16 protein-coding genes and 1 pseudogene are annotated in these 22,383 nt (G+C 51.2%); 10 read left to right on the top strand and 7 right to left on the bottom strand.

Annotation, left to right across the window (positions count from 1 at the left end):
• Positions 1–3: 3 nt before the first annotated feature.
• The 4 genes from cas10 to NBH15_RS14305 all read right to left on the bottom strand — a co-directional run bounded on the left by cas10 (position 4) and on the right by NBH15_RS14305 (position 6,052).
• Complete coding sequence (gene cas10, locus NBH15_RS14320) at positions 4–2,532, bottom strand: type III-A CRISPR-associated protein Cas10/Csm1 (protein ID WP_250822916.1); 2,529 nt, start codon at positions 2,530–2,532, stop codon at positions 4–6.
• 53 nt (positions 2,533–2,585) lie between these two features.
• Positions 2,586–3,266 (bottom strand): CRISPR-associated endonuclease Cas6, encoded by a 681-nt coding sequence (locus NBH15_RS14315; protein ID WP_250822915.1) that lies wholly within the window; start codon positions 3,264–3,266, stop codon positions 2,586–2,588.
• 121 nt (positions 3,267–3,387) lie between these two features.
• Positions 3,388–5,457, bottom strand: coding sequence for a BT4734/BF3469 family protein (locus NBH15_RS14310; protein WP_250822914.1), 2,070 nt, complete (start codon positions 5,455–5,457; stop codon positions 3,388–3,390).
• Between the two features lie 163 nt (positions 5,458–5,620).
• Positions 5,621–6,052: a DUF6078 family protein gene (locus NBH15_RS14305; RefSeq protein ID WP_250822913.1), complete on the bottom strand. Its 432-nt coding sequence runs from the start codon at positions 6,050–6,052 to the stop codon at positions 5,621–5,623.
• A gap of 819 nt (positions 6,053–6,871) precedes the next feature.
• On the opposite strand from NBH15_RS14305, the gene NBH15_RS14300 reads away from it, so the two are divergent.
• Positions 6,872–8,107, top strand: a complete 1,236-nt coding sequence (locus NBH15_RS14300; RefSeq protein ID WP_007366539.1) for a site-specific integrase — start codon at positions 6,872–6,874, stop codon at positions 8,105–8,107.
• Between the two features lie 13 nt (positions 8,108–8,120).
• Complete coding sequence (locus tag NBH15_RS14295) at positions 8,121–8,483, top strand: virulence RhuM family protein (RefSeq protein WP_007366538.1); 363 nt, start codon at positions 8,121–8,123, stop codon at positions 8,481–8,483.
• Between the two features lie 91 nt (positions 8,484–8,574).
• On the opposite strand, the gene NBH15_RS14290 is transcribed toward NBH15_RS14295, so the two are convergent.
• Complete coding sequence (locus tag NBH15_RS14290; RefSeq protein WP_014224629.1) at positions 8,575–8,880, bottom strand: helix-turn-helix domain-containing protein; 306 nt, start codon at positions 8,878–8,880, stop codon at positions 8,575–8,577.
• Positions 8,881–8,919: 39 nt separating this feature from the next.
• On the bottom strand, positions 8,920–9,213 hold the full coding sequence (locus NBH15_RS14285; RefSeq protein WP_007366536.1) for a helix-turn-helix domain-containing protein: 294 nt from the start codon (positions 9,211–9,213) through the stop codon (positions 8,920–8,922).
• Positions 9,214–9,463: 250 nt separating this feature from the next.
• Here NBH15_RS14285 and NBH15_RS14280 point away from each other — a divergent pair, with 250 nt between their 5' ends.
• The 6 genes from NBH15_RS14280 (at position 9,464) to NBH15_RS14255 (ending at position 20,502) form a co-directional block, all read left to right on the top strand.
• Positions 9,464–9,856 carry a helix-turn-helix domain-containing protein gene (locus tag NBH15_RS14280; RefSeq protein ID WP_014224631.1) on the top strand — a complete coding sequence of 131 codons (393 nt, stop codon included), beginning with the start codon at positions 9,464–9,466 and terminating at the stop codon, positions 9,854–9,856.
• 3 nt (positions 9,857–9,859) lie between these two features.
• Positions 9,860–10,210: a helix-turn-helix domain-containing protein gene (locus tag NBH15_RS14275; protein ID WP_007366534.1), complete on the top strand. Its 351-nt coding sequence runs from the start codon at positions 9,860–9,862 to the stop codon at positions 10,208–10,210.
• A 19-nt stretch (positions 10,211–10,229) separates the two neighbouring features.
• The gene (locus tag NBH15_RS14270; RefSeq protein ID WP_007366533.1) at positions 10,230–11,807 is read left to right on the top strand and encodes a DUF3945 domain-containing protein; all 1,578 of its coding nucleotides are present in this window, start codon (positions 10,230–10,232) and stop codon (positions 11,805–11,807) included.
• 59 nt (positions 11,808–11,866) lie between these two features.
• Positions 11,867–13,957, top strand: a complete 2,091-nt coding sequence (locus NBH15_RS14265; RefSeq protein ID WP_007366532.1) for a type IA DNA topoisomerase — start codon at positions 11,867–11,869, stop codon at positions 13,955–13,957.
• Between the two features lie 238 nt (positions 13,958–14,195).
• A complete protein-coding gene (locus NBH15_RS14260; RefSeq protein ID WP_007366531.1) occupies positions 14,196–14,648 on the top strand; it encodes a DUF1896 domain-containing protein in 453 nt (150 codons plus the stop codon).
• Positions 14,638–20,502 (top strand): helicase-like domain-containing protein, encoded by a 5,865-nt coding sequence (locus NBH15_RS14255; protein WP_007366530.1) that lies wholly within the window; start codon positions 14,638–14,640, stop codon positions 20,500–20,502. The genes NBH15_RS14260 and NBH15_RS14255 overlap by 11 nt, the downstream gene beginning before the upstream one ends.
• 187 nt (positions 20,503–20,689) lie before the next feature.
• Here the strand turns inward: NBH15_RS14255 and NBH15_RS14250 are convergent.
• Positions 20,690–20,968, bottom strand: a pseudogene (locus tag NBH15_RS14250) (DUF418 domain-containing protein); the annotation flags it as partial.
• Between the two features lie 117 nt (positions 20,969–21,085).
• Between NBH15_RS14250 and NBH15_RS14245 the strand changes: the two are divergent.
• Together NBH15_RS14245 and NBH15_RS14240 are read left to right on the top strand one after the other, a co-directional pair.
• Entirely contained in the window at positions 21,086–21,463 is a 378-nt protein-coding gene (locus NBH15_RS14245; RefSeq protein WP_007366528.1) for a nuclear transport factor 2 family protein, read from the top strand.
• An 11-nt stretch (positions 21,464–21,474) separates the two neighbouring features.
• The gene (locus NBH15_RS14240; protein ID WP_007366527.1) at positions 21,475–22,332 is read left to right on the top strand and encodes a GNAT family N-acetyltransferase; all 858 of its coding nucleotides are present in this window, start codon (positions 21,475–21,477) and stop codon (positions 22,330–22,332) included.
• Positions 22,333–22,383 lie beyond the last annotated feature (51 nt).

The raw sequence follows: 22,383 nt of genomic DNA, 5'->3' as shown, positions 1-22,383 counted from the left end.
AAGTTATTCTTTATCTTTTCTATATTCCAACTCTGCCCAACGAGCCGCAAAAGTCCACAACTCCAAAGCATGATAGTTTGTCGTTATAGATTTTCCATTCAATGTATTCCGACTCTTGTCACAAACTTCACGTATACAATTATCAATCAAAATATGAACATCTGTACTGCATCGTTCTTTCATCCGGCTCAGATCATACGTAAGCATCCAATACGTTTTAGGAATCATTATGGTATGCCCCACAAATCCCGCATTTGCATAATGATTCATCAACTTCGACAAAAACGACTTCGGCATTCTCCCCGTTTGCAACAGATCACAGAGCTTGTCTTTCAACTTTTTCACCTGAGGATACTCCAAATTCCAATTCAACGGCATACCCATAAACGAGATAGAGTTCTTTTCTGAAACCACATCACCTGTATGCACGGTATGCGATTTGGCTGCACTTTCTTCCTTCGCACTCTCTTCCGCACCCTTCATAATCGGAAATTTTGAAGGTACGATGGCCACCCCTCCGGATAACGAGAACAACGGATTATGGCAAGTAAACTCCTTAAAGTCATTGCGGATCCGTTCTGCCAACCGGATTGTCACGTCCCAGCTACCCACAATAAAGACATCATCACCACCACTATACACAATGAATGATCTTTCCGGATCTGTTTCTCTCCAAACTGTGTTCAAATAGCCAGAAAAAAAGAAATCAAACGAACGGCTTAATGCTGCAAACCGCGATAATGTTGCACGCTCCGGAGCTATTCCTTGCTGGAAGATATGTCCTAAATTGTCCACATCCATCCGAAGGACTCCCATACGGGAAAAATGATTGTTTTCACACATATCTTCGAATGTCTGTACCATCCGCTTGTCGATCTCATTACCCCCATAAAATTCGAGGCTATAAATATTATTTATCCCGTCCATCGTATGAAGGAAATCACAATCACCTTCCTTTCCGTTCAGGGTAATGACAGATACTTTATCAGCCGACGCACACAGCTTCTCTTTCATTTGGGAAAGATCGGCATCATTGAGGAAATAATAGGTAAAGCCCAAATCGACCGGTGCAATCCGAACTTTATCCCGCCAATAGGGAAGTTCGTCACCCTCTTTCACCACAATCAGGTTCGTATCCCGAAGCTTTATCCCGATCTCTATTTGTTCATCCGTTATCTTTTTCAGCTTCAAACCGCCTTTCTCTATAACTTTCTCTTCCGGTAAGAACTCCTCGCCAGTGATGCTGTCACGTTGTGCGTCTCCACCACGCAGAAAAGGATTAAAAAACGCCTCATAATCAGCAGATATACGGGAAGCAAACTTTGCTGATTTTTTCTGTTCCCGTTTCGTGAACAACTTTCCCCAAACACGACCTAAATCCCCTCCTGCTTGCCTATGCATCAAAGTATCTTTGGACAATTCGATACTGTCGATTGCCACAAACAAGGAAGTTCCATGTGCTTCAAAGAAATGCGCTTCGATTGTCTCTTCTGCCTTTTTCAATTGCTCTCTTACAAAAGAAGTATTAGGAGCCAACAAATAAAAGCCGCCTCCCGAATTATAAATCACGTTTGCTTGGAACAATCGAAGTTCTTTCAACAAATAACGGACCACCGCATCCGACAAGATCCTTAAATAAAAGGAACGTCCTTTCAGATTTTTCCCGGCATATTTCGAGACTATTTGATAAATATAAGACTGTATGCCACTAAAATCCCCCCCAACCAATAAAAAGGGTTCTTTCTCGATGCTGCCACTTTGCTGAAAGTCGTATAAACATACAGCCAATGCAGCCGTCGTCTTCAAATGGTCATACAAAGAAACATCAGGGAAATTAATCGTACTGGCTGGTATGCAACTCGTATATTTCAACAGCAAGCTCAACAATGTCTCTGCAAAAGCCCGATAAGTATTAGCTTGAATGAACTTGAACTCATTTTCAAACTTTCTCCACAAAGACTCATAATCCGGAGCGGTACTAAAACCTTTTTTAGGAAAACTTTCTTTCGACAAATCCATTTCCTGAACCGGCAAATGAAGCCAATCCGTGCCACCCGGCGAGCCTATCGTCTGCAAAATCGAAACCATCCGCTTCCGCTTAAACGAATCCCAACCCGTTTCCGCCTCGTCTTGCTCGTCTTTCAAAGCCTCTGCCGAACAGCGGTCCATACCGGAAGAAAGGCAATCCGCCTCTTTAATAATCCGGCCGGCTTCAGAAAGTTGCCCCTCCTGCAAATGATGCCCAGCAGCCAAATACATCAAACCGTCTTTTTCAGAAAGCGAACAGTCTGAATGACCGGACAGCAAGTTTTTAAAAACAGAGGAAAAGTCTTCTATGAACTGGGCTGTCCATAACACATGCTTATGACTATACCTCCCGGCCAAAGCAGTAGGACAGAATGTCGTTTCGTCCTTCCCATGCACTTTCAAATACCGGCTTGACCGGACACTCCCCGTATCCGCCCGCTGGTAAAACTTCCCTATATCATGTAACAAAGCTGCCAAATAAATACGTTCTCTATTATTTTCCATGTTTACTAGATTAAAAGCCGTATTGGATTTCAAATATATAAAAAAAAGAATAATCAACCTTCTTTCACAGAATATCCGTGTAAAATACCGTTTCCAAGGCTTACGCCTTTTCCAAGCCCTATACCTTCAGGAAGGGAAATGTTGGATTTGAAACAAAGATTGAAGGCCATCATGCGTACCCCTTTGTATGAGACCCAGTAGGGTTCTTCAAGCTCGACGATTTTACAGACAACACGATTTTCAAAATAGATGCCCATACCTTTGGCAAACGAAAGGATGTTGCCTATCAATTTCTTTTCGAGGAAAACATAACGGTCGGCAAGCCCCTCCAACGTCTGGTAAACTCGATAGTTCTCCTCGTTAAGTGGCAACCAACGATTCAAGCGATAAACAAATAAGGTATCCCACAACTGCACCAGCACTTGGCGGGCCGTTATCGAAGCAATCTCCATCCGTACGGTCCGGCTGCCGATCCGGAAACAAAAATCACCGGCGGCAAACAACTCCCCGATCGCCTCCGTCCCCTCTTCCAAGCAAACGATGGAAGCTTTCCCACCCTGACGCTTATACTGGATCAGCGGATAGGAATATCGGAAATTAGTTCCCAAATGATTATGGAACAAAACCGACGATGCCTCCTGCAACTTTGCCAGTACCGCTCCACGGAACAACCCGACCTCGTCATTCCTAAGCTCATTATTAAAACGGACATTCAATATCTTTATCTTTCTCATTGCTTATTTTCTCTATTTTCCTACTTACTACAACAATCTGCATTTAAACAACTGATAACAATCGGTTTAAACAGTTGTTGCAGCAAACACCCTTCTTCCTGAAACAACACACTTTCCACCACTATTTCTCCCTTTTTACCACCCAATACAACCGTCCCCGACTTGAGACCGACACTGGCAAATCCATTCTCTTCAGAAAACGCCCGAAATGCGCAACCTGTCCTTGCGGAAGTTTCAGGCCACTCGCCTGTTGTATCGAAAGGTAAATCTCCCCGGCCGACATCTTCACGCCCTCCTCCTTGTTGCTGGCCGGACGGTAAAAACGGTAAAACAGATCCTCATACAACGGACGCTGGCGAAACTCCTCGTTGGCCCGCATCTGCACCTGCTCCTCCTCGTGCGTAAGCCAATAACGCTCACCCCGCTCCAACGCCGCTACCGCCTGCGCATAAAGCTGTTCGTATTCAACCGGTTGCACGTTGTCTATCATCCCTTTCACCTCTATGCAGATAAAACGGCGGCTACCCGACGGGTCGCTCAGCAGATCGACATGGTTGCTGGTCGCAATAAATGACGCGTAACGCCTGACCGCCTCCACTTGCGTGGCATACGGCTTACGGAGATTGACTACCGGCTTCTGCAACAAGTGCTTCAAGAAGCCCTGGTGCTTTTCGCTTACTTGGTCAAACTCGTCCATGTTGATCAATCCGAAACGGGTCAGGTAGAGTTCCGCATCCCGCTTTTTACTGAAATCAATACTATCCGTGTAATAAACGTGTAGTTCGGGAGGCAAGAGATTGAAACAAAAAGTAGACTTGCCACATCCCTGCCCGCCAACCAGCAAAGGCGACACACTGTTGCCATGCTGCCGGTCGCGCCCCTGCCAATGGGCAACCATGGAGAGGAACCATCTATAAAACAATTGTTCCCAATGCGGGTTATCGCAAGGGACCCGTGCAGCAAGCGGACGGATGCGGTCTTTCCCGTCCCACGCAGGCAAACGGGAAAGGTAATCTTCTATCGGCGCATAATCGCGGATGCGGTCCGAATGGATATAACGGCGCACATCCCTGTCCCACAATTGCAATCCCTCCTTTTGGGCATTCAGGGCGACACTGTTCATCACCCGGTCGGTCACCGGCCGGTACTCGAAACAAAACGTGTTACGCTCCCGGTATTCTGGCGCGCCGGTCATCGTATTAAACCGGAAATCGTACCGCCTTTCCATAAACTCCTCCGTCTTCAATGCCTGAAGTTGCTCCGGTTTAACAACCGGCTTGTCCCCGAATCCATTCGCCACCCGATAGGCGTTCAACAAGGTCTCCCGTATCTCCACTTCCGACAGGAAATTACCCAGATAAAGCTGTGTCCATTTCACACATTCCTCCACCTCTATCCCTGCACCCAAACACAATCCGCCCAAACAAACCAGTACAGGTTTGAAATCCAACCTGTCACCCAAATCGCCACATTTCTCGACCGCCTGCTCCAACGCCAACTCATATTGGATGGAAAGGTAACGGTAACGGTCGAACAGCGACTTCACGGCATTCTCGGCCGGCATCAACTTATTGTATTTTTCTTGATGGAAACTTTCGTCAGGCAGTTCTGTAGGCTGCGCCAAATGAATCGCCAACGCATCCGGATTATAGAAAACATCCTCGTCATAGCTAAGGCGGCAAGACTGTCCGATCAATGGCTCCTTCAGGTCGATCGGATAAGAAAGCCGAGGTTCGTACGTTTTCAGCGCATGGCGGTAAGCATGTGCATGAAACAGCTCCGCCTCTTTACGCAACCGGGGCAACGAACCATCCGGACGGGTATAAGGCACCACGAACTTCACGCTACGCCCACTGGCTCCCACCATCGCAAACAGCGTCTGCGGATACTCCGACACCTTCTTGCGCAACTCCGCCGCCTCTCTCATCCCTGACACACGATTGATTTCCAATAAAATCCACCCGTTATATTCCTTCATTTCTCCACGACGGAACGTACCGGCAAACAACAGTTGCGGGATCTGCTGCGTTATCGCATAACGCCTGTTCGGATAAGCCAATTGCATTTTGTCCCTAAAGCGACCGATCATCTCTTTCGTCTTCCCATCTTTCACCAAACCGACCAATTGCTCCATCGTCAATGCCCGTTCCGCCAAACGCTTCCGATATAGTTTTTGCTTCGTTATTTTCATGGTTGTCCTTTATTATGTTATTCCATTCTTACCGTACAGTTTCAGTTGTTTCCACAAAGCGAAACTTTAGCTTCATCAGCAAGAAACAAAAGTTTCCCCTAAAGAGAAATAAAGTTTCTCCTGGAGGAAACAAAAGTTTCTTCGGGAGAAACTTCCGGTCGCTCTACCAGTCGAAACGTTCAATATAAGCATCATACTGGGGTTGCTCCTTGATCCCGGCATTCTGGAAAATACGTTTGACGACCAACTGGTCTTCCGGGGTAAAATACCGTTCCTTGCGTTTCAGGCGATAGAAATGCGTCTTCCCAAAATGGGCAAGCATCCTTTGCTTGATAGCATTAGCTTTCTCGTAAGGCAAATCGGCAAGCATCCTGTTCATTCCTTCTGCATAAACCAACGGGGTACAGCTCTTGAAATAGCTACATCCTTCATCCGCCGGTGTATAAAGGGGGTTGACGGTCGTGACGTTGCGAAGGTCTGTGGGCAAGAATGCGGTTATTTGATAGCGCAAGCATTCGCCTGCCTTCCGGCAATCGCAATGGAAACAGTGGGCGAACCGGCCGGGCACTAAGGTGTAATCAAAGTTTTCCTGCATAAATTTAAGTGTTTACAGTTTTGTCAAATATAGGCAAAAAGAGCGGATTCGCAAACTTTTGGCGTAAAAAAGCGCGTATAAGTTGCAGGAAATAGCTTTTTCGTTATTCTTTCGATTTACTACAACCACTTGTGAAAGCGATATATTTCAAATGGCTATAACAGGGAGAGGTATATATTGTAGGAAATGTAGTAAAAAAACATTTGAGACATCCTTGTTTTAATGGATATACTATCTGATTCAACCAGAGCCAAAATGAAATGGAACTCTCTGATTTGGCTTTCTGCCCCTTGTCTTAATCCTTATTCTAATGGATCTATTTTCTAACAAAACATAGAAGCATTAGCCAGTGGTGAAGGTCTCACTGTCTTGTCTTAATCCTTATTCTAATGGATATTACTTTCCCTAAAAAGACGACCGACCGGATATCGAGTAGCCAATCTAAAGTTTGTCTTAATCCTTGTTCTAATAGAAATTACTTTTTTTTCTACAAAGTTACTACAAAAAAGTGAAATGCGGAAAGATATAGTGATAGAATTGAGTTACAAGGGTTTCAGTTGTGCTTCCGATTATTCGTGAAGCCATCGCAATCACCCCTAAAGCCAAATCAGGACGCCGCTACGTTACTTGTCCGTAACCATGCCCGAAAAGGCGACAAACGGACACGGATAACGAAACAAGGCGTTAAGGATTAGTGAGTTATTGACAACCCACGCAACAAATCCGGTTACGGAAAAAGATTGCGCCGTTCCTCCCCGTTTTGCGTACCGGCGACGGACTCTTCACCGACTAATTTTGAACCTAAAAAAATTAAGGACGATGAAGAGTACATTTTCAGTAATCTACTACCTCAAACGTCAGGTAGTGAAAAAGGACGGGACAGTACCCGTCATGGGACGCATCACGGTGGACGGCAGCCAGACGCAGTTCAGTTGCAAACTGACCGTCGATCCCAAGCTGTGGGACACCAAAGGGGGACGTGTCACGGGCAGAAGCACGGCGGCACTCGAAACGAACCGCATGCTCGACAAGATGCGTGTGCGCATCAACAGACATTATCAGGAAATCATGGAGCGTGACAATTTCGTCACGGCGGAGAAGGTCAAGAACGCCTTTCTCGGACTGGAACACCGCTACCACACGCTGATGCAGGTGTTCCGCCAGCACAACGAGGACTACGAGAAACAGGTGGAGGCTGGCATGAAAGCCAAAGGCACGCTCCTGAAGTACAAGACCGTTTACAAGCACCTGCAAGAATTCCTCACCATCCGCTACCGCGTGAAGGACATCGCGCTGAAAGAGCTTACGCCCGCTTTCATCTCCGACTTCGAGATGTTCCTACGCACGGACAAGCACTGCTGCACCAATACCGTGTGGCTGTATGTCTGCCCCTTGCGGACGATGGTGTTCATCGCCATCAACAACGAGTGGCTCACACGCGACCCGTTCCGGGAGTATGAAATCAAGAAGGAGGAAACGACACGCAGTTTCCTGACGAAAGAGGAAATCCGGCTGCTGATGGAGGGCAGGCTGAAAAACGCCAAGCAGGAGCTTTACCGCGACCTCTACCTGTTCTGCGCCTTCACGGGCTTGTCGTTCGCCGACATGCGCAACCTGACGGAAGAGAACATCCATACCTACTTCGACGAACACGAGTGGATAAACATCAACCGCCAGAAGACGGGCGTGGTGTCCAATATCCGCCTGCTCGACATCGCAAAGCGCATCATCGACAAATACCGGGGTCTGTGCGGGAACGGCAGGATTTTCCCCGTTCCCCACTACAACACGTGCCTTGCCGGAATCCGTTCCGTCGCCAAGCGTTGCGGTATCACCAAGCATATCACGTGGCATCAGAGCCGCCACACGGCAGCCACGACGGTGTTCCTCTCCAACGGCGTACCCATCGAAACGGTGAGTTCCATGCTGGGACACAAGAGCATAAAGACGACGCAGATATACGCGAAAATCACCAAAGAGAAGCTCAACCAAGACATGGAGAACCTTGCCGCAAGGTTGAACGGCATCGAGGAATTTTCATGTTGCACCATCTAAAAACAGAGAAGCCATGACACGAGGAACCATCATCATAGAGGACAACACGGTCAGCGTAACCGGTAACGAGATATGGATGACCGCCACAGAAATCGCCGGACTGTTCCACACGGGCGTCCCGGCTGTGAACGCCGCCATCAGAGCCGTCCGCAAGCCGGACGTGCTGAACGACTACGAGGTGTGCCGCTACATGCGGCTTGAAAACGGGCTGCACGCGGATGTTTACTCGCTTGAAATCATCATCCCCGTTGCCTTCCGGCTGAACACCTACCATGCACACGTGTTCCGCACGTGGCTGGTAGAGAAAGCACTCTCGAAGGAAAAGCGGCAGGCATACGTGATGTTCATACAGAACGGAAAAGCCGGGTATTGCTGAAAACGCAGAAGACATATAATAATAAGAATAAAAAGGAAACGGACAGCCCCGTGAAGGAGTTGCCCGTTTCCTTTTTTTTCATGCAGCCGCCTTATTCCATCGGCTTGCGGTAGTTCGCCTCCAGCAGCTCACGCAACCCCGATTCGGGGTAAAGCACCTTCCCTCCCAAAAGGATAAAGGGCAGCACCCTGTTGTTGCGGTACTCCTGCAAGGTGCGGCGGCTGACACGGAGCAGTTCCGCCACCTCCCTGTCCGTCAGGTAACGTTCCCCGTCCAACGGCGGGCGGTAACTTTCCAGAAAGGCGGAGAGCCATTTCGAGCCTTTGCGCATGTTCTGCACGACGGAGGCAAGCGGCTCGTCCTCCATTGTAAACACTTCATTGTTCTCGTTCATCATCATTTCGGATTCAGTGGGTTGTGAATAATAAAAATCAAATCATTTCCCGCAGGGATAGAGCGTGCCGACAAGCGGAATGAGCTTTTTGACCTCCTCCGGCTTGTAATAGAACCTGCGGTTAATCTGCGAGTAGCCGATAAGCCGCCTGTCACGCAAGGTCTGCAACGTGCGCGGGCTGATCCTCAACTGCCCGCAGACCTCCTCGCCCGTGAGCCACCTTTCCATCCGCCCGCCGTCGCTCCTGCGCCTCAGGGCGGCTACCTTCTCCGCGAGGGCGTTGAAGGACGCCACCATCATCTCGAAGGTCTTTTTCTCGATAGATACTATTTCCATAAGCAAAACATTTCAGAGTTTGCCGCAAAGGTAACGAAGCCGCCTTGAACACGTGCCGTTTCCCACTAAAAGGCAGCTTGTTGCGTCGTCTGTCCGGGTTACGGAGCCATTATCCGTAAAAATCTTACGTGAGCCACGTAGTGAGCTGTTAAAGCCCCTTTGGTTTATTGCCGAATTTTGTCGCAGAAACATAGCGCAAGCCGAGCGCAGCACGTCAAGCTCGCTTGAACGGTATGCCGAGGCGCAGCCTATGTTCATGCAAATAAACCAAAAGAAAGGACTGAATATGAAAGTGATAACGATGGAAAGTTCCGCCTTCACCGCATTGACGGAACAGATAGCCGAGATAGCGGCACACGTGCGTGCCGTTTCCGGCGGTAGGAAGGAAGAATCCCCCGACAGGCTGCTCACCACCCGCGAGGCGGCGCACCTGCTGAACGTGAGTTGCCGCACCCTCCAGCGCATGCGCAGCGAACAGCGCATCGCCTATGTCGTGCTGCGCGGCAAGTGCCGCTACCGGCAGTCTGAAATAGACCGCCTGCTCGAAGACAGCACCGTCACGGGCGAAGCCGCGACACCGGAACAGCTGAAACGCAACCACACGCTGCGCACGGGCGGCAGACCCAAAGGAAGGAGGACGTAGGACATGGAACTGCTTACCCGCAACAATTTCGAGAACTGGATGCAGAAGGTGATGGAACGGCTCGACCGTCAGGACGAGATGCTGCTCTCCATGCAGCCGTCCGGCAAAGCCCCGAACCCGATGAACGGGATCAGGCTTTTCGACAACCAAGACCTGTGCATGCTGCTCCAAATCAGCAAGCGCACCCTGCAACGCTACCGCAGCATCGGCGCGCTGCCTTACAAGACGCTCGGCAAAAAGACCTATTACAGCGAGGCGGACGTGCTGACGTTCCTCTCCGAACATGTAAAGGACTTCCGCAAGGAAGATATAGCCTTCTACAAGGCCCGTATCCATAATTTCTTTCAAAAATAACCATTAAAACATTTTTCAGATGGCAAAGAAAAAAGACGAAAAGGACGTGCTGGTTGTCCGTGACGAGAAGACGGGCGAAATCAGCGTGGTAGCCGGGCTGAACGCCGACGGCTCCCCCAAGCGCATCCCCGCGAAAGCGGAGAACGCGCAGAGTTTCCTGCAATTCGACCGGCACGGCGACGTGCTGGACAACTTCTTCAAGAACTTCTTCCGGCAGTGCAAGGAACCCAGCCGCTTCGGTTTCTACCGTGTCGCGGCGGACCAAGCCGACAAGCTGCTGGAGGTTATCAAGGACTTGCTGAAAGACCCCGACGGCAACAAGGAACTGCTTGCGCCCCACAAGGTGGACACCTCCGGCTACGAAAAGAAAGTACAGGAGGAGCAGTCCGCCGAAAAGCAGGAACAACCGGAACAGAAACAAGATGACGAACCTAAAAAACAGGAAGAGATGGAACAGAAAAACGAACAGAATCAGGAAAGCCCGCAGCAGACGCAGGGCAACCGGGGCTACCAGCCCATCGACGAGAGCAAGATCAACTGGCAGGAGTTGGAGGAGAAATGGGGCGTGAAGCGCGACGACCTTGAAAAGTCGGGCGACCTTAACAGAATGCTCAACTACGGCAAGTCCGACTTGGTGAGGGTGTCGCCCAATTTCGGCGGAGAGGCTTTCGAGCTGGACGCCCGCCTCTCCTTCAAGAAGGACGGCGAGGGCAATGTCAGCCTTGTGCCGCACTTCATCCGCAAGGAGCAGAAGCTCGACGAGTACAAGGAACACAAGTTCTCCGACGACGACCGGAAGAACCTGCGCGAAACAGGCAACCTCGGCAGGGTCGTGGACCTCGTGGACAGGGAAACGGGCGAGATCATCCCCTCGTTCGTCAGTATTGACCGCAAGACGAACGAAATCACGGATGTCCCGACGAACAAGGTGCGCATACCGGAACGCATCGGCAAGACGGAAATCACCAAGCAGGAGCAGGACATGCTGCGTGCCGGGCTGCCCGTGCGCGACAAGCTCATCGAGCGCAAGGACGGCAGGAAGTTCGTCACCACCCTGCAAGTGAACGTGGAGCAGCGCGGCGTGGAGTTCGTGCCGGGAACCGGCAGGTCGCCCCGTACCGCCCGGACGCAGGAAACGAAGAACACCCCCGCACAGGGACAGGCGCAGGGTACGGAGAATGCCGGAGGCACGAACAAGGAGCAACGCCGCAACACGTGGACGAACGCCGACGGCAGCATCCGCCCCATCAGCAAATGGAGCGGCGTGGACTTCACCGAACAGCAGAAAGCCGACTACGTGGCTGGCAAAGCCGTGAAATTAGAGAACGTGACCGACAAGCAGGGCTTCCACGCCACGATGTACATCAAGTTCAACCCGGAGAAGGGACGCCCGTACCGCTACGACACCAACCCCGACAACGCGCAGAAGGTCGCCCCTTCCAACGAGAGCCGCACGCAGGTGGCGGTGAACAGCGAGGGCAAGACCAACGAGGCTACCAAGAACCTGAAAGAGCCGTTGCGGAAGGGACAGACCGCCCCGAAGGACACCGCACAGCAACAGCAGCAGAAAAGAAACAACAAGGGCATGAAGATGTAATCCCGTGTCCGCCACTAAATCCGAAGTAACATTTGTAAAATTCAAAACGACAGAAGAATATGAAGACAATCATTGCAGAAAAGCCGTCTGTGGCACGTGAGATCGCCCGTATCGTGGGCGCGACAAAGAGAGAGGAAGGATATTTCGAGGGAGGCGGCTACGCCGTGACTTGGGCGTTCGGACACCTTGTGCAGCTTGCCATGCCCGACGGCTACGGCATACGCGGTTTCGTCCGTGACAATCTGCCCGTCATTCCCGACACCTTCACGCTCGTCCCCCGTCAGGTAAAGACGGAGAAGGGCTACAAGCCCGACAGCGGCGTGGTGGCGCAGATCAAGACCGTTGCCCGGCTATTCAAGGAAAGCGAACAGATCATCGTGGCGACCGATGCAGGGCGCGAGGGTGAGCTTATCTTCCGCTACCTCTACCATTATACCGGATGCACCACCCCGTTCGTCCGCCTCTGGATAAGCTCGCTTACCGACAAGGCTATCCGCGAGGGACTGCGCAACCTCGAAGCGGGCGGCAAATACGACAACCTCTATCTTGCCGCCAAAGCGCGGAGCGAATCAGACTGGCTCGTGGGCATCAACGGCACGCAGGCACTCTCCATCGCCGCCGGACACGGCACGTACTCCATCGGGCGGGTGCAGACACCCACGTTGGCGATGGTGTGCGCACGCTATTGGGAGAACCGCCGCTTCACGCCCGAAGCCTTCTGGCAGCTCCATATCGCAACGGACGGCTGCGATGAAGGAACGGTGAAGTTTTCCTCTTCCGAAAAGTGGAAAGAGAAAGAGCCTGCGACGGAACTATATAATAAGGTGAAGTCGGCAGGCACAGCCACCGTCACGAAAGCCGAACGCAAGGAGAAGACGGAGGAAACACCGCTGCTGTACGACCTGACGACGCTCCAGAAGGAAGCCAACGCCAAGCACGGCTTCACGGCGGAACAGACGCTTGAAATCGCGCAGAAGCTTTACGAGAAGAAGCTCATCACCTATCCGCGAACCGGAAGCCGCTACATACCCGAAGACGTGTTCGCCGAAATCCCCAAGCTGCTCGCCTTCATCGGGGCTTTGCCCGAATGGAAAGGCAAGGTGCAGCCGAAATGCGTCCCGACACGCAGAAGCGTGGACGGCGGCAAGGTGACGGACCACCACGCCCTGCTCGTCACGGGCGAGAAGCCACTATTCCTCTCCAAAGAGGACAGCACCGTCTATCAGATGGTTGCCGGACGCATGATCGAGGCTTTCTCCGAAAAATGCGTCAAGGACACCGCCACCGTCACGGCGGAGTGTGCCGGAGTGGAGTTCACGGTGAAAGGCAGCGTCATCAGGCAAGCCGGATGGCGTGCCGTCTATAGCGTGGAGGACAAGGAAGAAACCTCCATCCCCGATTGGCGGGAAGGCGACACGCTGACGCTGAAAGGCTGCTCCATCACGGAGGGAAAGACCAAACCCAAGCCGCTGCATACAGAAGCGACACTGTTGTCGGCAATGGAAACGGCGGGCAAGGACATAGAGGACGATGCACTCCGTCAGGCGTTGAAGGACTGCGGCATCGGCACGCCCGCCACCCGTGCGGCGATTATCGAAACGCTCTTCAAGCGCGGCTACATGGAACGCTGCAAGAAATCGCTTGTGCCGACTGAAAAAGGGCTTGCCCTCTATTCGGTCGTGAAGACGATGCGCATCGCCGACGTAACCATGACGGGCGAATGGGAGAAGAATCTGGCACGCATCGAGCGCGGGGAAATGCCCGCCGAAACCTTCCGCAGGGAGATAGAGGCGTACACACGCGAAATCACCTCCGAACTGCTCTCGTGCGACAAACTGTTCGCCCGCAGGGATTCCGGCTGCAAGTGTCCCAAGTGCGGGACGGGCAGCATGCAGTTCTACGGCAAGGTGGTACGCTGCGACAACGCGGAGTGCGGGCTGCCCGTGTTCCGCCTGAAAGCGAACCGCACCCTTTCCGATGACGAGATCAAAGACCTGCTCACCGACGGGCATACGAAGCTGCTCAAAGGCTTCAAGAGCAAGCAGGGCAAGAGCTTCGACGCCATAGTCGCCTTTGACGGGGACTATAACACGACTTTCGTGTTCCCCGAAAGGAACACGAGCAGGAAATTTTCAGGACGGAAGAAATAGTATTAACTTTTGAGAAAGTAGGCTGCACCTCAACAATAGAAATAAACGGGTTTATTTCGTATTGTCTTCGATTTGCACTACCTTTGCCACTTGTTCAGAGTAATGAATTGTTCTTCGATACCGGATTACACTCATACTTTGGATTTAGTGGTGGCACTCGGAGGGATACCGAGTGCCTTTTCTTTCTCCTTTTCAGACGACTATCCCCGTCATTATCAATCCACTAAATTCCAAAGTAATGAACAACAAGAAGAAAAACGAGGGTCAGACCGACTTTTCCTATTACGGTCTGTACCTGCTGGACTACCTCCGCACGAACAGGTTTGAACAGGCTTCCGACGATGCCTTCATCCGGGAGCGTGCCGACCGTGCCGCCGAAACGTATGAGCGTGCGCGGCTCGAAGGCTATCCGCCCGAAGGGGCGCAGGAGTTGGCGATGGACACGCTCCTGCGGGGGCTTCGCTATTCCAAGTACGCCATCCTCCGCGAAGTCGTGGAAAACGAGTTTGCCGACGAAGTGCCGGGAAAGAAACGCGAAGCCTTCATCCGAAAGTTGCTGCCGCCGGTCGGCAACGTATTCTCCGCCTATGACCTTTCGGACGACAATTTCGCCCTGTCGCCCGAATACGACCTGCTCTACACGGAGCTGACGGGAGCCGCCGTCCTTTATATCGGGGAATATGGCGTTTAACCGCAAACAACGGCTGCGGGACAACATCGAGGCGATACGGACGGCATTCATCCTTGACAGGGAACGGAGGACGGCAACCGCCGAGGAACAAGCCATACTTCGGAAGTATTGCGGTTTCGGCGGGTTGAAGTGCATACTGAATCCTGCAAAGGAACTGACGGATGCCGTGCATTGGGCGAAATCGGACCTCGAACTGTTTACCCCTACGGTAGAACTGCACAGGCTGGTGCGTGAAAACAGCAAGGACGATACGGAGTACAAGCGGTACGTGGATGCCATGAAGCAGTCCGTGCTGACCGCTTTCTACACCCCGCCGGAGATAACCGGCACGATTGCGGAGGCTCTGCATGAACACGGCATACGTCCCGACCGTGTGCTGGAGCCGTCGGCGGGCGTGGGCGCATTCGTGGATGCCGTGCTGGAAAACAAGCCGGACGCGGACATCATGGCTTTCGAGAAAGACCTGATGACGGGCAAGATATTGGGACACCTGCATCCCGACCAAAAGGTAAGGGTGCAGGGATTCGAGAAGATAGAGAAGCCCTTCACGGACTATTTCGACCTTGCCATCTCGAACATCCCGTTCGGCGACGTGGCTGTGTTCGACCCGGAATTTACAGGAAGCCAAGACCCGGCAAGGCGTTCCGCACCGAAGGCAATACACAACTACTTCTTCCTGAAAAGCCTTGACGCGGTGCGTGAGGGCGGCATCGTGGCGTTCATCACCTCTCAAGGGGTACTGGACGCACCGTCCAACGCGCCCATACGCGAGTATATGATGCGTAATGCCAATCTGGTGGGAGTCGCACGCCTGCCGAACAACCTCTTCACGGACAACGCGGGTACGGAAGTGGGCAGCGACCTGATTATCCTGCAAAAGAACAGCGGCAAGAAACGGGAGCTGTACGATTATGAAGAGTTGTTCGTGCAGACGGAAAAGACACCGATAGGCAGTTTCCAGAACGGGTATGTCGGCAGCATCGGCATGATTCCCCACTCGGATCTGATAAGCGGCACAGACCCTTACGGGAAACCAGCCTATAAAGTCATGCACCGGGACGGCATCGGGCAAATGGCGGAGGATTTGCGGGAACATATGGATATTGAGCTGTATAAGTTGGACAAAAAGCTGTATGAAATGCACAGCCTGCATCCGGCACAGGGGAAAAGCACGGTAACAGAAACCATTTCCACACCGGTTGTCACTCCTGAGATACAGCCACGTCATGAAATGGCAGCGAAGCCCGAAGCGGCAACACCGCAGCCGGAGGAAGAAAAGTCGGAGATAGAGCCGCGCCGCCCCGATTATTCGGAGGGCGTGCAGCTCTCCCTGCTCGACCTCTGGGGCATGACCGAGGAAGTACGCAAGCAGGAAGCCCCCGCCAAGAAGAAAAAGACGGCGAAAAAGGAAAGCCCGGCAAGGCGTATGCCTCCCAAACCGCAGGCGCAGGTTACGCCGAAGGTTACGACTGCACCGCCACAGCCGTCTGTTGCACCACTGACGGAGAAGAGGGACAGCCATGAAACAAAGCCGGTGAGTTTCGCAGCCAAAGGCGATCTGGATGATATTTACGCCTCTTTGGATTGGGACACCAATCCGCCCATCAACGGTTTCTATGAAATGATGATGGACCTCACGCCGGAGCGACGCAAGGAACTTCGCAGGCTGGCGGCACAGCATCAGGAGAAGCAACGGGTGGACGGGACGGCGGTGAAAGCCGCTCCCGCCATTGACATGCCGGAAAAGGAAGCGACAAAACGCCCCGAAGCACAGACGGAAGTCGCAACCGTTCCCGTTACGGACAATAACGCAAGTGAGACAACAACTTCCCTTTTCCCTGAATTTGAAACGGAAAAGCCGAAGGAGGAACCTCTCGACCTTTCTCCCCGTCCGTTCAACGGTATGCTGGAGCCGCACTACCGTGACGGCTCTATGGTACTGGATGCTTCACGCAATCTCGGTTATTTGAAGGGCCTCACGCCTTACGGCGCGACATTCCAACCGCTTGACCTGACCGGCTACCAGAAGGAGAAAGCGATGTTGTATGTGTCACTCCGTGACGCATACGAGCGGCTTTACCGCTACGAGGCGGAGTATCACGATGAAGGGTCTGCGCAACGCGGAGCGTTGAACACCTGCTACGATGAGTTTGTCATGCGCTACGGCAACCTCAATGCCAAGCATAACGTGAAACTGTTGATGATGGATGTCGCCGGACGCGACATCCTTTCGCTGGAACGGGCGGAGGACGGCAGGTTCGTCAAGGCGGACATTTTCGAGCGTCCCGTTTCCTTCTCTGTGGAGAGCCATGCCAACGTAAGCTCTCCCGAAGAGGCACTCTCCGCGTCGCTCAACAAGTTCGGCACGGTCAATCTCGACTATATGCGGGAGATAACCGACAGCACGGAGGAGGGATTGCTTGACGCCCTCAAAGGACGCATCTTCTACAACCCGCTCGTAACCGGTTACGAGATAAAGGACAGGTTCATCGCCGGGAATGTGATAGAAAAGGCGGAGCGCATCGAGGCATGGATGGGCGACAACCCCGAAAACGGACGTATGCCGGAAGTGAAGCAGGCGTTGGAGGCTCTGAAAGAAGCCGAGCCGCCGCGCATCGCCTTTGAGGACCTCGACTTCAATTTCGGGGAACGCTGGATTCCGACGGGCGTGTATGCCGCCTATATGAGCCATCTTTTCGACACGGACGTGAAAATCGCCTACTCCGCAAGCATGGATGAGTTTTCGGTGGCGTGCGGCTGCCGCACCATGAAAATCACGGACGAGTTTTTAGTGAAGGGCTATTACCGGAACTATGACGGCATGCACCTGTTGAAACACGCCCTGCACAACACCTGCCCGGACATGATGAAATCCATCGGTAAGGACGAGCATGGCAATGACATCAAGGTGCGTGACAGCGAGGGCATACAGCTCGCCAACGCCAAGATTGATGAAATCCGCAACGGGTTCTCGGAATGGCTGGAAGAGCAGTCGCCGCAGTTCAAGGAACGGCTGACGACGATGTACAACCGCAAGTTCAACTGTTTCGTGCGCCCAAAGTATGACGGCTCTCACCAGACATTTCCCGACCTCAACCTCAAAGGGCTGGCAAGCCGGGGTATCAAGAGCGTCTATCCGTCACAGATGGATTGCGTCTGGATGCTCAAACAGAATGGCGGTGGCATTTGTGACCACGAGGTGGGAACCGGTAAAACGCTGATAATGTGTATTGCAGCGCATGAGATGAAGCGCCTGAACTTGGCGCACAAACCGATGATTATCGGGCTGAAAGCCAATGTCGCGGAGATTGCCGCCACCTATCAGGCGGCATATCCCAACGCGCGGATTCTCTATGCCTCGGAGAAGGACTTCTCGACCGCCAACCGCGTGCGTTTCTTCAACAACATCAAGAACAACGACTACGATTGCGTCATCATGTCGCACGACCAGTTCGGCAAGATTCCGCAGTCGCCGGAGTTGCAGCAGCGCATCCTGCAAGCGGAGCTTGACACGGTGGAGGAAAATCTCGAAGTCCTGCGGCAACAGGGCAAGAACGTGTCGAGGGCGATGCTGAAAGGGCTGGAAAAGCGCAAGCACAACCTTGAAGCGAAGTTGGAGAAGGTGGAACATGCCATCCAATCGCGCACGGATGATGTGGTGGACTTCAAGCAGATGGGCATCGACCATATCTTCATTGACGAGAGCCATCAATTCAAGAACCTGACTTTCAACACGCGGCACGACCGTGTGGCGGGATTGGGAAACTCGGAAGGAAGCCAGAAAGCCCTGAACATGCTCTTTGCCATACGTACCATACAGGAACGCACGGGCAAGGACTTGGGGGCTACGTTCCTGTCCGGTACGACCATCAGCAACTCGCTGACGGAGCTGTACCTGCTCTTCAAGTACCTTCGCCCTAAGGAACTGGAACGGCAGGATATTCGTTGCTTTGACGCTTGGGCGGCTATCTTTGCCAAGAAGACGACCGACTTCGAGTTCAACGTGACGAACAACGTGGTGCAGAAGGAGCGTTTCCGCTACTTCATCAAAGTGCCGGAGCTTGCCGCCTTCTACAACGAGATAACCGACTACCGCACGGCGGAGGACGTGGGCGTGGACCGTCCGCACAAGAACGAGATACTGCACCACATACCGCCGACGCCGGAGCAGGAGGACTTCATCCAAAAGCTGATGCAGTTCGCCAAGACGGGTGACGCCACGCTGCTGGGCAGACCACCCCTGTCGGAAACGGAGGAGAAGGCGAAGATGCTTATCGCCACCGACTACGCCCGCAAGATGGCTCTCGATATGCGCATGATAGACCCGCATTACGAAGACCACCCCGACAACAAGGCTTCGCACTGCGCCAAGACGATTGCGGAGTATTACCACAGGTATGACGCGCAGAAAGGCACGCAGTTCGTGTTCTCGGATCTGGGAACGTACCAGCCGGGCGACGGGTGGAACGTGTACAGCGAGATAAAGCGGAAACTGACGGAGGACTACGGCATCCCGGCAGGCGAGGTGCGCTTCATTCAGGAGTGCAAGACCGACAAGGCACGCAAGGGGGTGATAGACGCCATGAACGCCGGAACGGTGCGCGTGCTGTTCGGCTCCACCTCCATGCTCGGAACGGGTGTGAACGCGCAGAAACGGTGTGTCGCAATCCATCATTTGGATACGCCGTGGCGTCCGTCCGACCTACAACAGCGTGACGGACGGGGAGTCAGGGCAGGCAACGAGATTGCCAAGCATTTTGCCGGGAACAACGTGGATGTCATCATCTACGCTGTGGAAAAGTCGCTGGACAGCTACAAGTTCAACCTGCTGCACTGCAAGCAGACATTCATCTCGCAGCTCAAAAGCGGGGCGATGGGCGCGCGTACCATCGACGAGGGGGCTATGGACGAGAAATCGGGCATGAACTTCTCGGAGTACATGGCGTTGCTCTCCGGCAATACCGACCTTTTGGACAAGGCGAAACTGGAAAAGCGTATCGCCTCGCTCGAAGGGGAACGCAAGTCGTTCAACAAGGGCAAGCGCGATTCGGAGTTCAAGCTGGAAGCCAAGACGGGGGAACTGCGCAACAATACGGCGGTAATCGAAGCCATGACGGAAGATTGGAACCGCTTTCTTTCCGTTGTCAAGACCGATAAGGAGGGCAATCGCCAGAATGCTGTCAAGGTGGACGGTGTGGATTCTACCGATGAAAAGGTTATCGGAAAGCGTTTGCAGGAAATCGCCAAGAACGCCACGACGGGCGGTTTGTACAAGCCTGTCGGGGAACTTTACGGTTTTCCGATAAAGGTGGTCAGCGAGAGAATACTCAAAGAGGGGCTGGAGTTTACCGACAACCGTTTCGTGGTGGAGGGAAACTACAAGTACACTTACAATAACGGGCATCTGGCGATGGCTGATCCGGTAGCCGCCGCACGTAATTTCCTGAACGCATTGGAGAGGATTCCGTCCATCATCGACCAGTATAAGGGAAAGAACGAGGTGCTGGAAAAGGAAGTCCCACAGTTGCAGGAGATAGCAAGTAAGGTATGGAAAAAGGAGGACGAACTGAAACAGTTGAAGTCCGAACTTGCCGCGCTTGACCGCAAAATACAGTTAGAGCTTGCGCCGCCTACACCCGATGTCGCCGAAAAGGAGAACGACGGACAGGAGGTCAAGCCTGTTTCGGAAGGTGTACGGAGCATATCGCCACAACAAACCGATGATGCACCACCGATACGCAGCCCGATGGATAAACGAAGTCCGTCTGGCAATTTCATTGCCAATCATATCATTATCGGGCGTCCGGGTTTTCAGTTTAAGGATGAAAACCGATCGAAAGGGATAAAAATTTAAAATTATGAATTTTATATAAAATATTAATAGGGGCTATCCAAAAGGTCTAAAAGTAAATCTTATCCCCTCTGCAAGTATCTGTAGAAGAGTGATTGTAAGGATTTCTTTCTTTTTGGGCAGCCTCTATTAAATTTATTTATTCTTTCTTGATTTATGTTTATAAACATTATACCAAAAAATATTCCAACTAACCTTGTTTATGTTTTGTCAGCCACCATTTGCACAACCATATTTGACTCCCAAAGAGAGTGAATTCGATAAGATAACTTGCTGCATACCCACAATAAGGGGCTAAATAGAATACGAATGGGAAATAGATAACAGTACCGACAACAGATTGCGTTATGTAGTTGGTTAAACTCATTTTACCATAAAGCTGTAATGTGGAAACCGCTTTTTTGACACGTTCCTTATGACACAATAATATGAACGAGAATATTTCTACAGAATCATCAGTAAAACAGAAAAAAATACTAATTTTGTTTTTGATGATCATTTCAAAAGGAATTAGAAAAATATCTAATTCTAACTTATAGAGGAAAAAGCAACAATTAAATATTAAAGAATAAAAGATACGAAAAATATGACGCCAAAAGAGATACTACAAGAATGGATTGACTGCTTCAACGCCGCCGATGCAGTCGCTTTGGCAAACTTATACGCTCAGGATGCCATAAACCATCAAGTCGCAAACACCCCGGTTATAGGAAAAACAGCTATCCATAAAATGTTTGTAAATGAATTTGCAACCTCAAAAATGGTTTGTATTGTTGAGCATATATTCGAGGATGGAGAATGGGCTATCATGGAATGGAAAGATCCGCTCGGGTTGCGAGGATGCGGATTCTTCCATGTGCAAAACGATAAAATCGTTTTCCAAAGAGGTTATTGGGATAAGCTCAGCTTTCTCAAACAGCACGGTTTAACCGTAGAGAATAGTGATAAAAATCCAAACACATAACACCGTCCGATATGGGAATCATCATTCATTCTTTAGAGTCCGTTTCTTTCAAAGATTTGTATGCGGCATTCTCATCCGCATTCAAAGATTATGATTTCTCTTTGAATGCGGATGAATTGCGACGCATGCTCGACCGACGAGGATACAATCCACAACTATCTTTCGGAGCATTTTTCGAAGGACGGCTGATTTCTTTTGTGTTTAACGGAACAGGCATGTACAACAACATCTTGACGGCTTATGACACAGGGACGGGAACCGTACCTTCATTCCGGGGATTACACCTAACCCAAAAAATATTCACTTTCAGCCTCGAATTGATATATCAACAAGGAGTTCGGCAATATGTACTGGAAGTTTTGCAACACAATCACAAAGCAATAAAAATATATCGCAAATTAGGCTTTGAAACACAGAGAAATTTCAACTACTACTCTGCCAAACTGAGCGATATTGTTCCTGTATTGCAAGTAAACCATACTGCATGTCGCATACTCCCATCGGATTTAAAAAACTGCCTTAACCAAACGGCCTGGTTCGATTTTCATCCTTCATGGCAAAATGACAGGGCTTCACTGGAACGCGGAATCGACAATTTGGACATATTGGGAGCTTATGAAAGAGAAGAACTTGTCGGATTTGTTATCTTTGAACCGGCATCAGGCGATATTTCATCCCTCGCAGTTGCAAAAGATTACCGGCGTAAAGGAATAGGCAAGTCCTTGCTTAAAAGTGCTGTCAGTCATTTTCAAAGCGATGTACTCAAATTTACTAATGTTGATTGCGATTGTGAATCAGTCACTGGTTTCTTGTCATCATTAGGACTTACCCCAAAAGGACAACAGTTTGAAATGGTCAGAAAAATTTAACCTACATTTATATGAATAGCCCTCATCATCAAATAACAAATTAATAATACC

It is taken from the genome of Parabacteroides caeci, assembly GCF_023656795.1.
In the GTDB taxonomy this organism is placed as follows: domain Bacteria; phylum Bacteroidota; class Bacteroidia; order Bacteroidales; family Tannerellaceae; genus Parabacteroides; species Parabacteroides segnis.
Note: the sequence above shows the minus strand (reverse complement) of the source record. Positions and strands in the feature narration are given on the sequence as shown.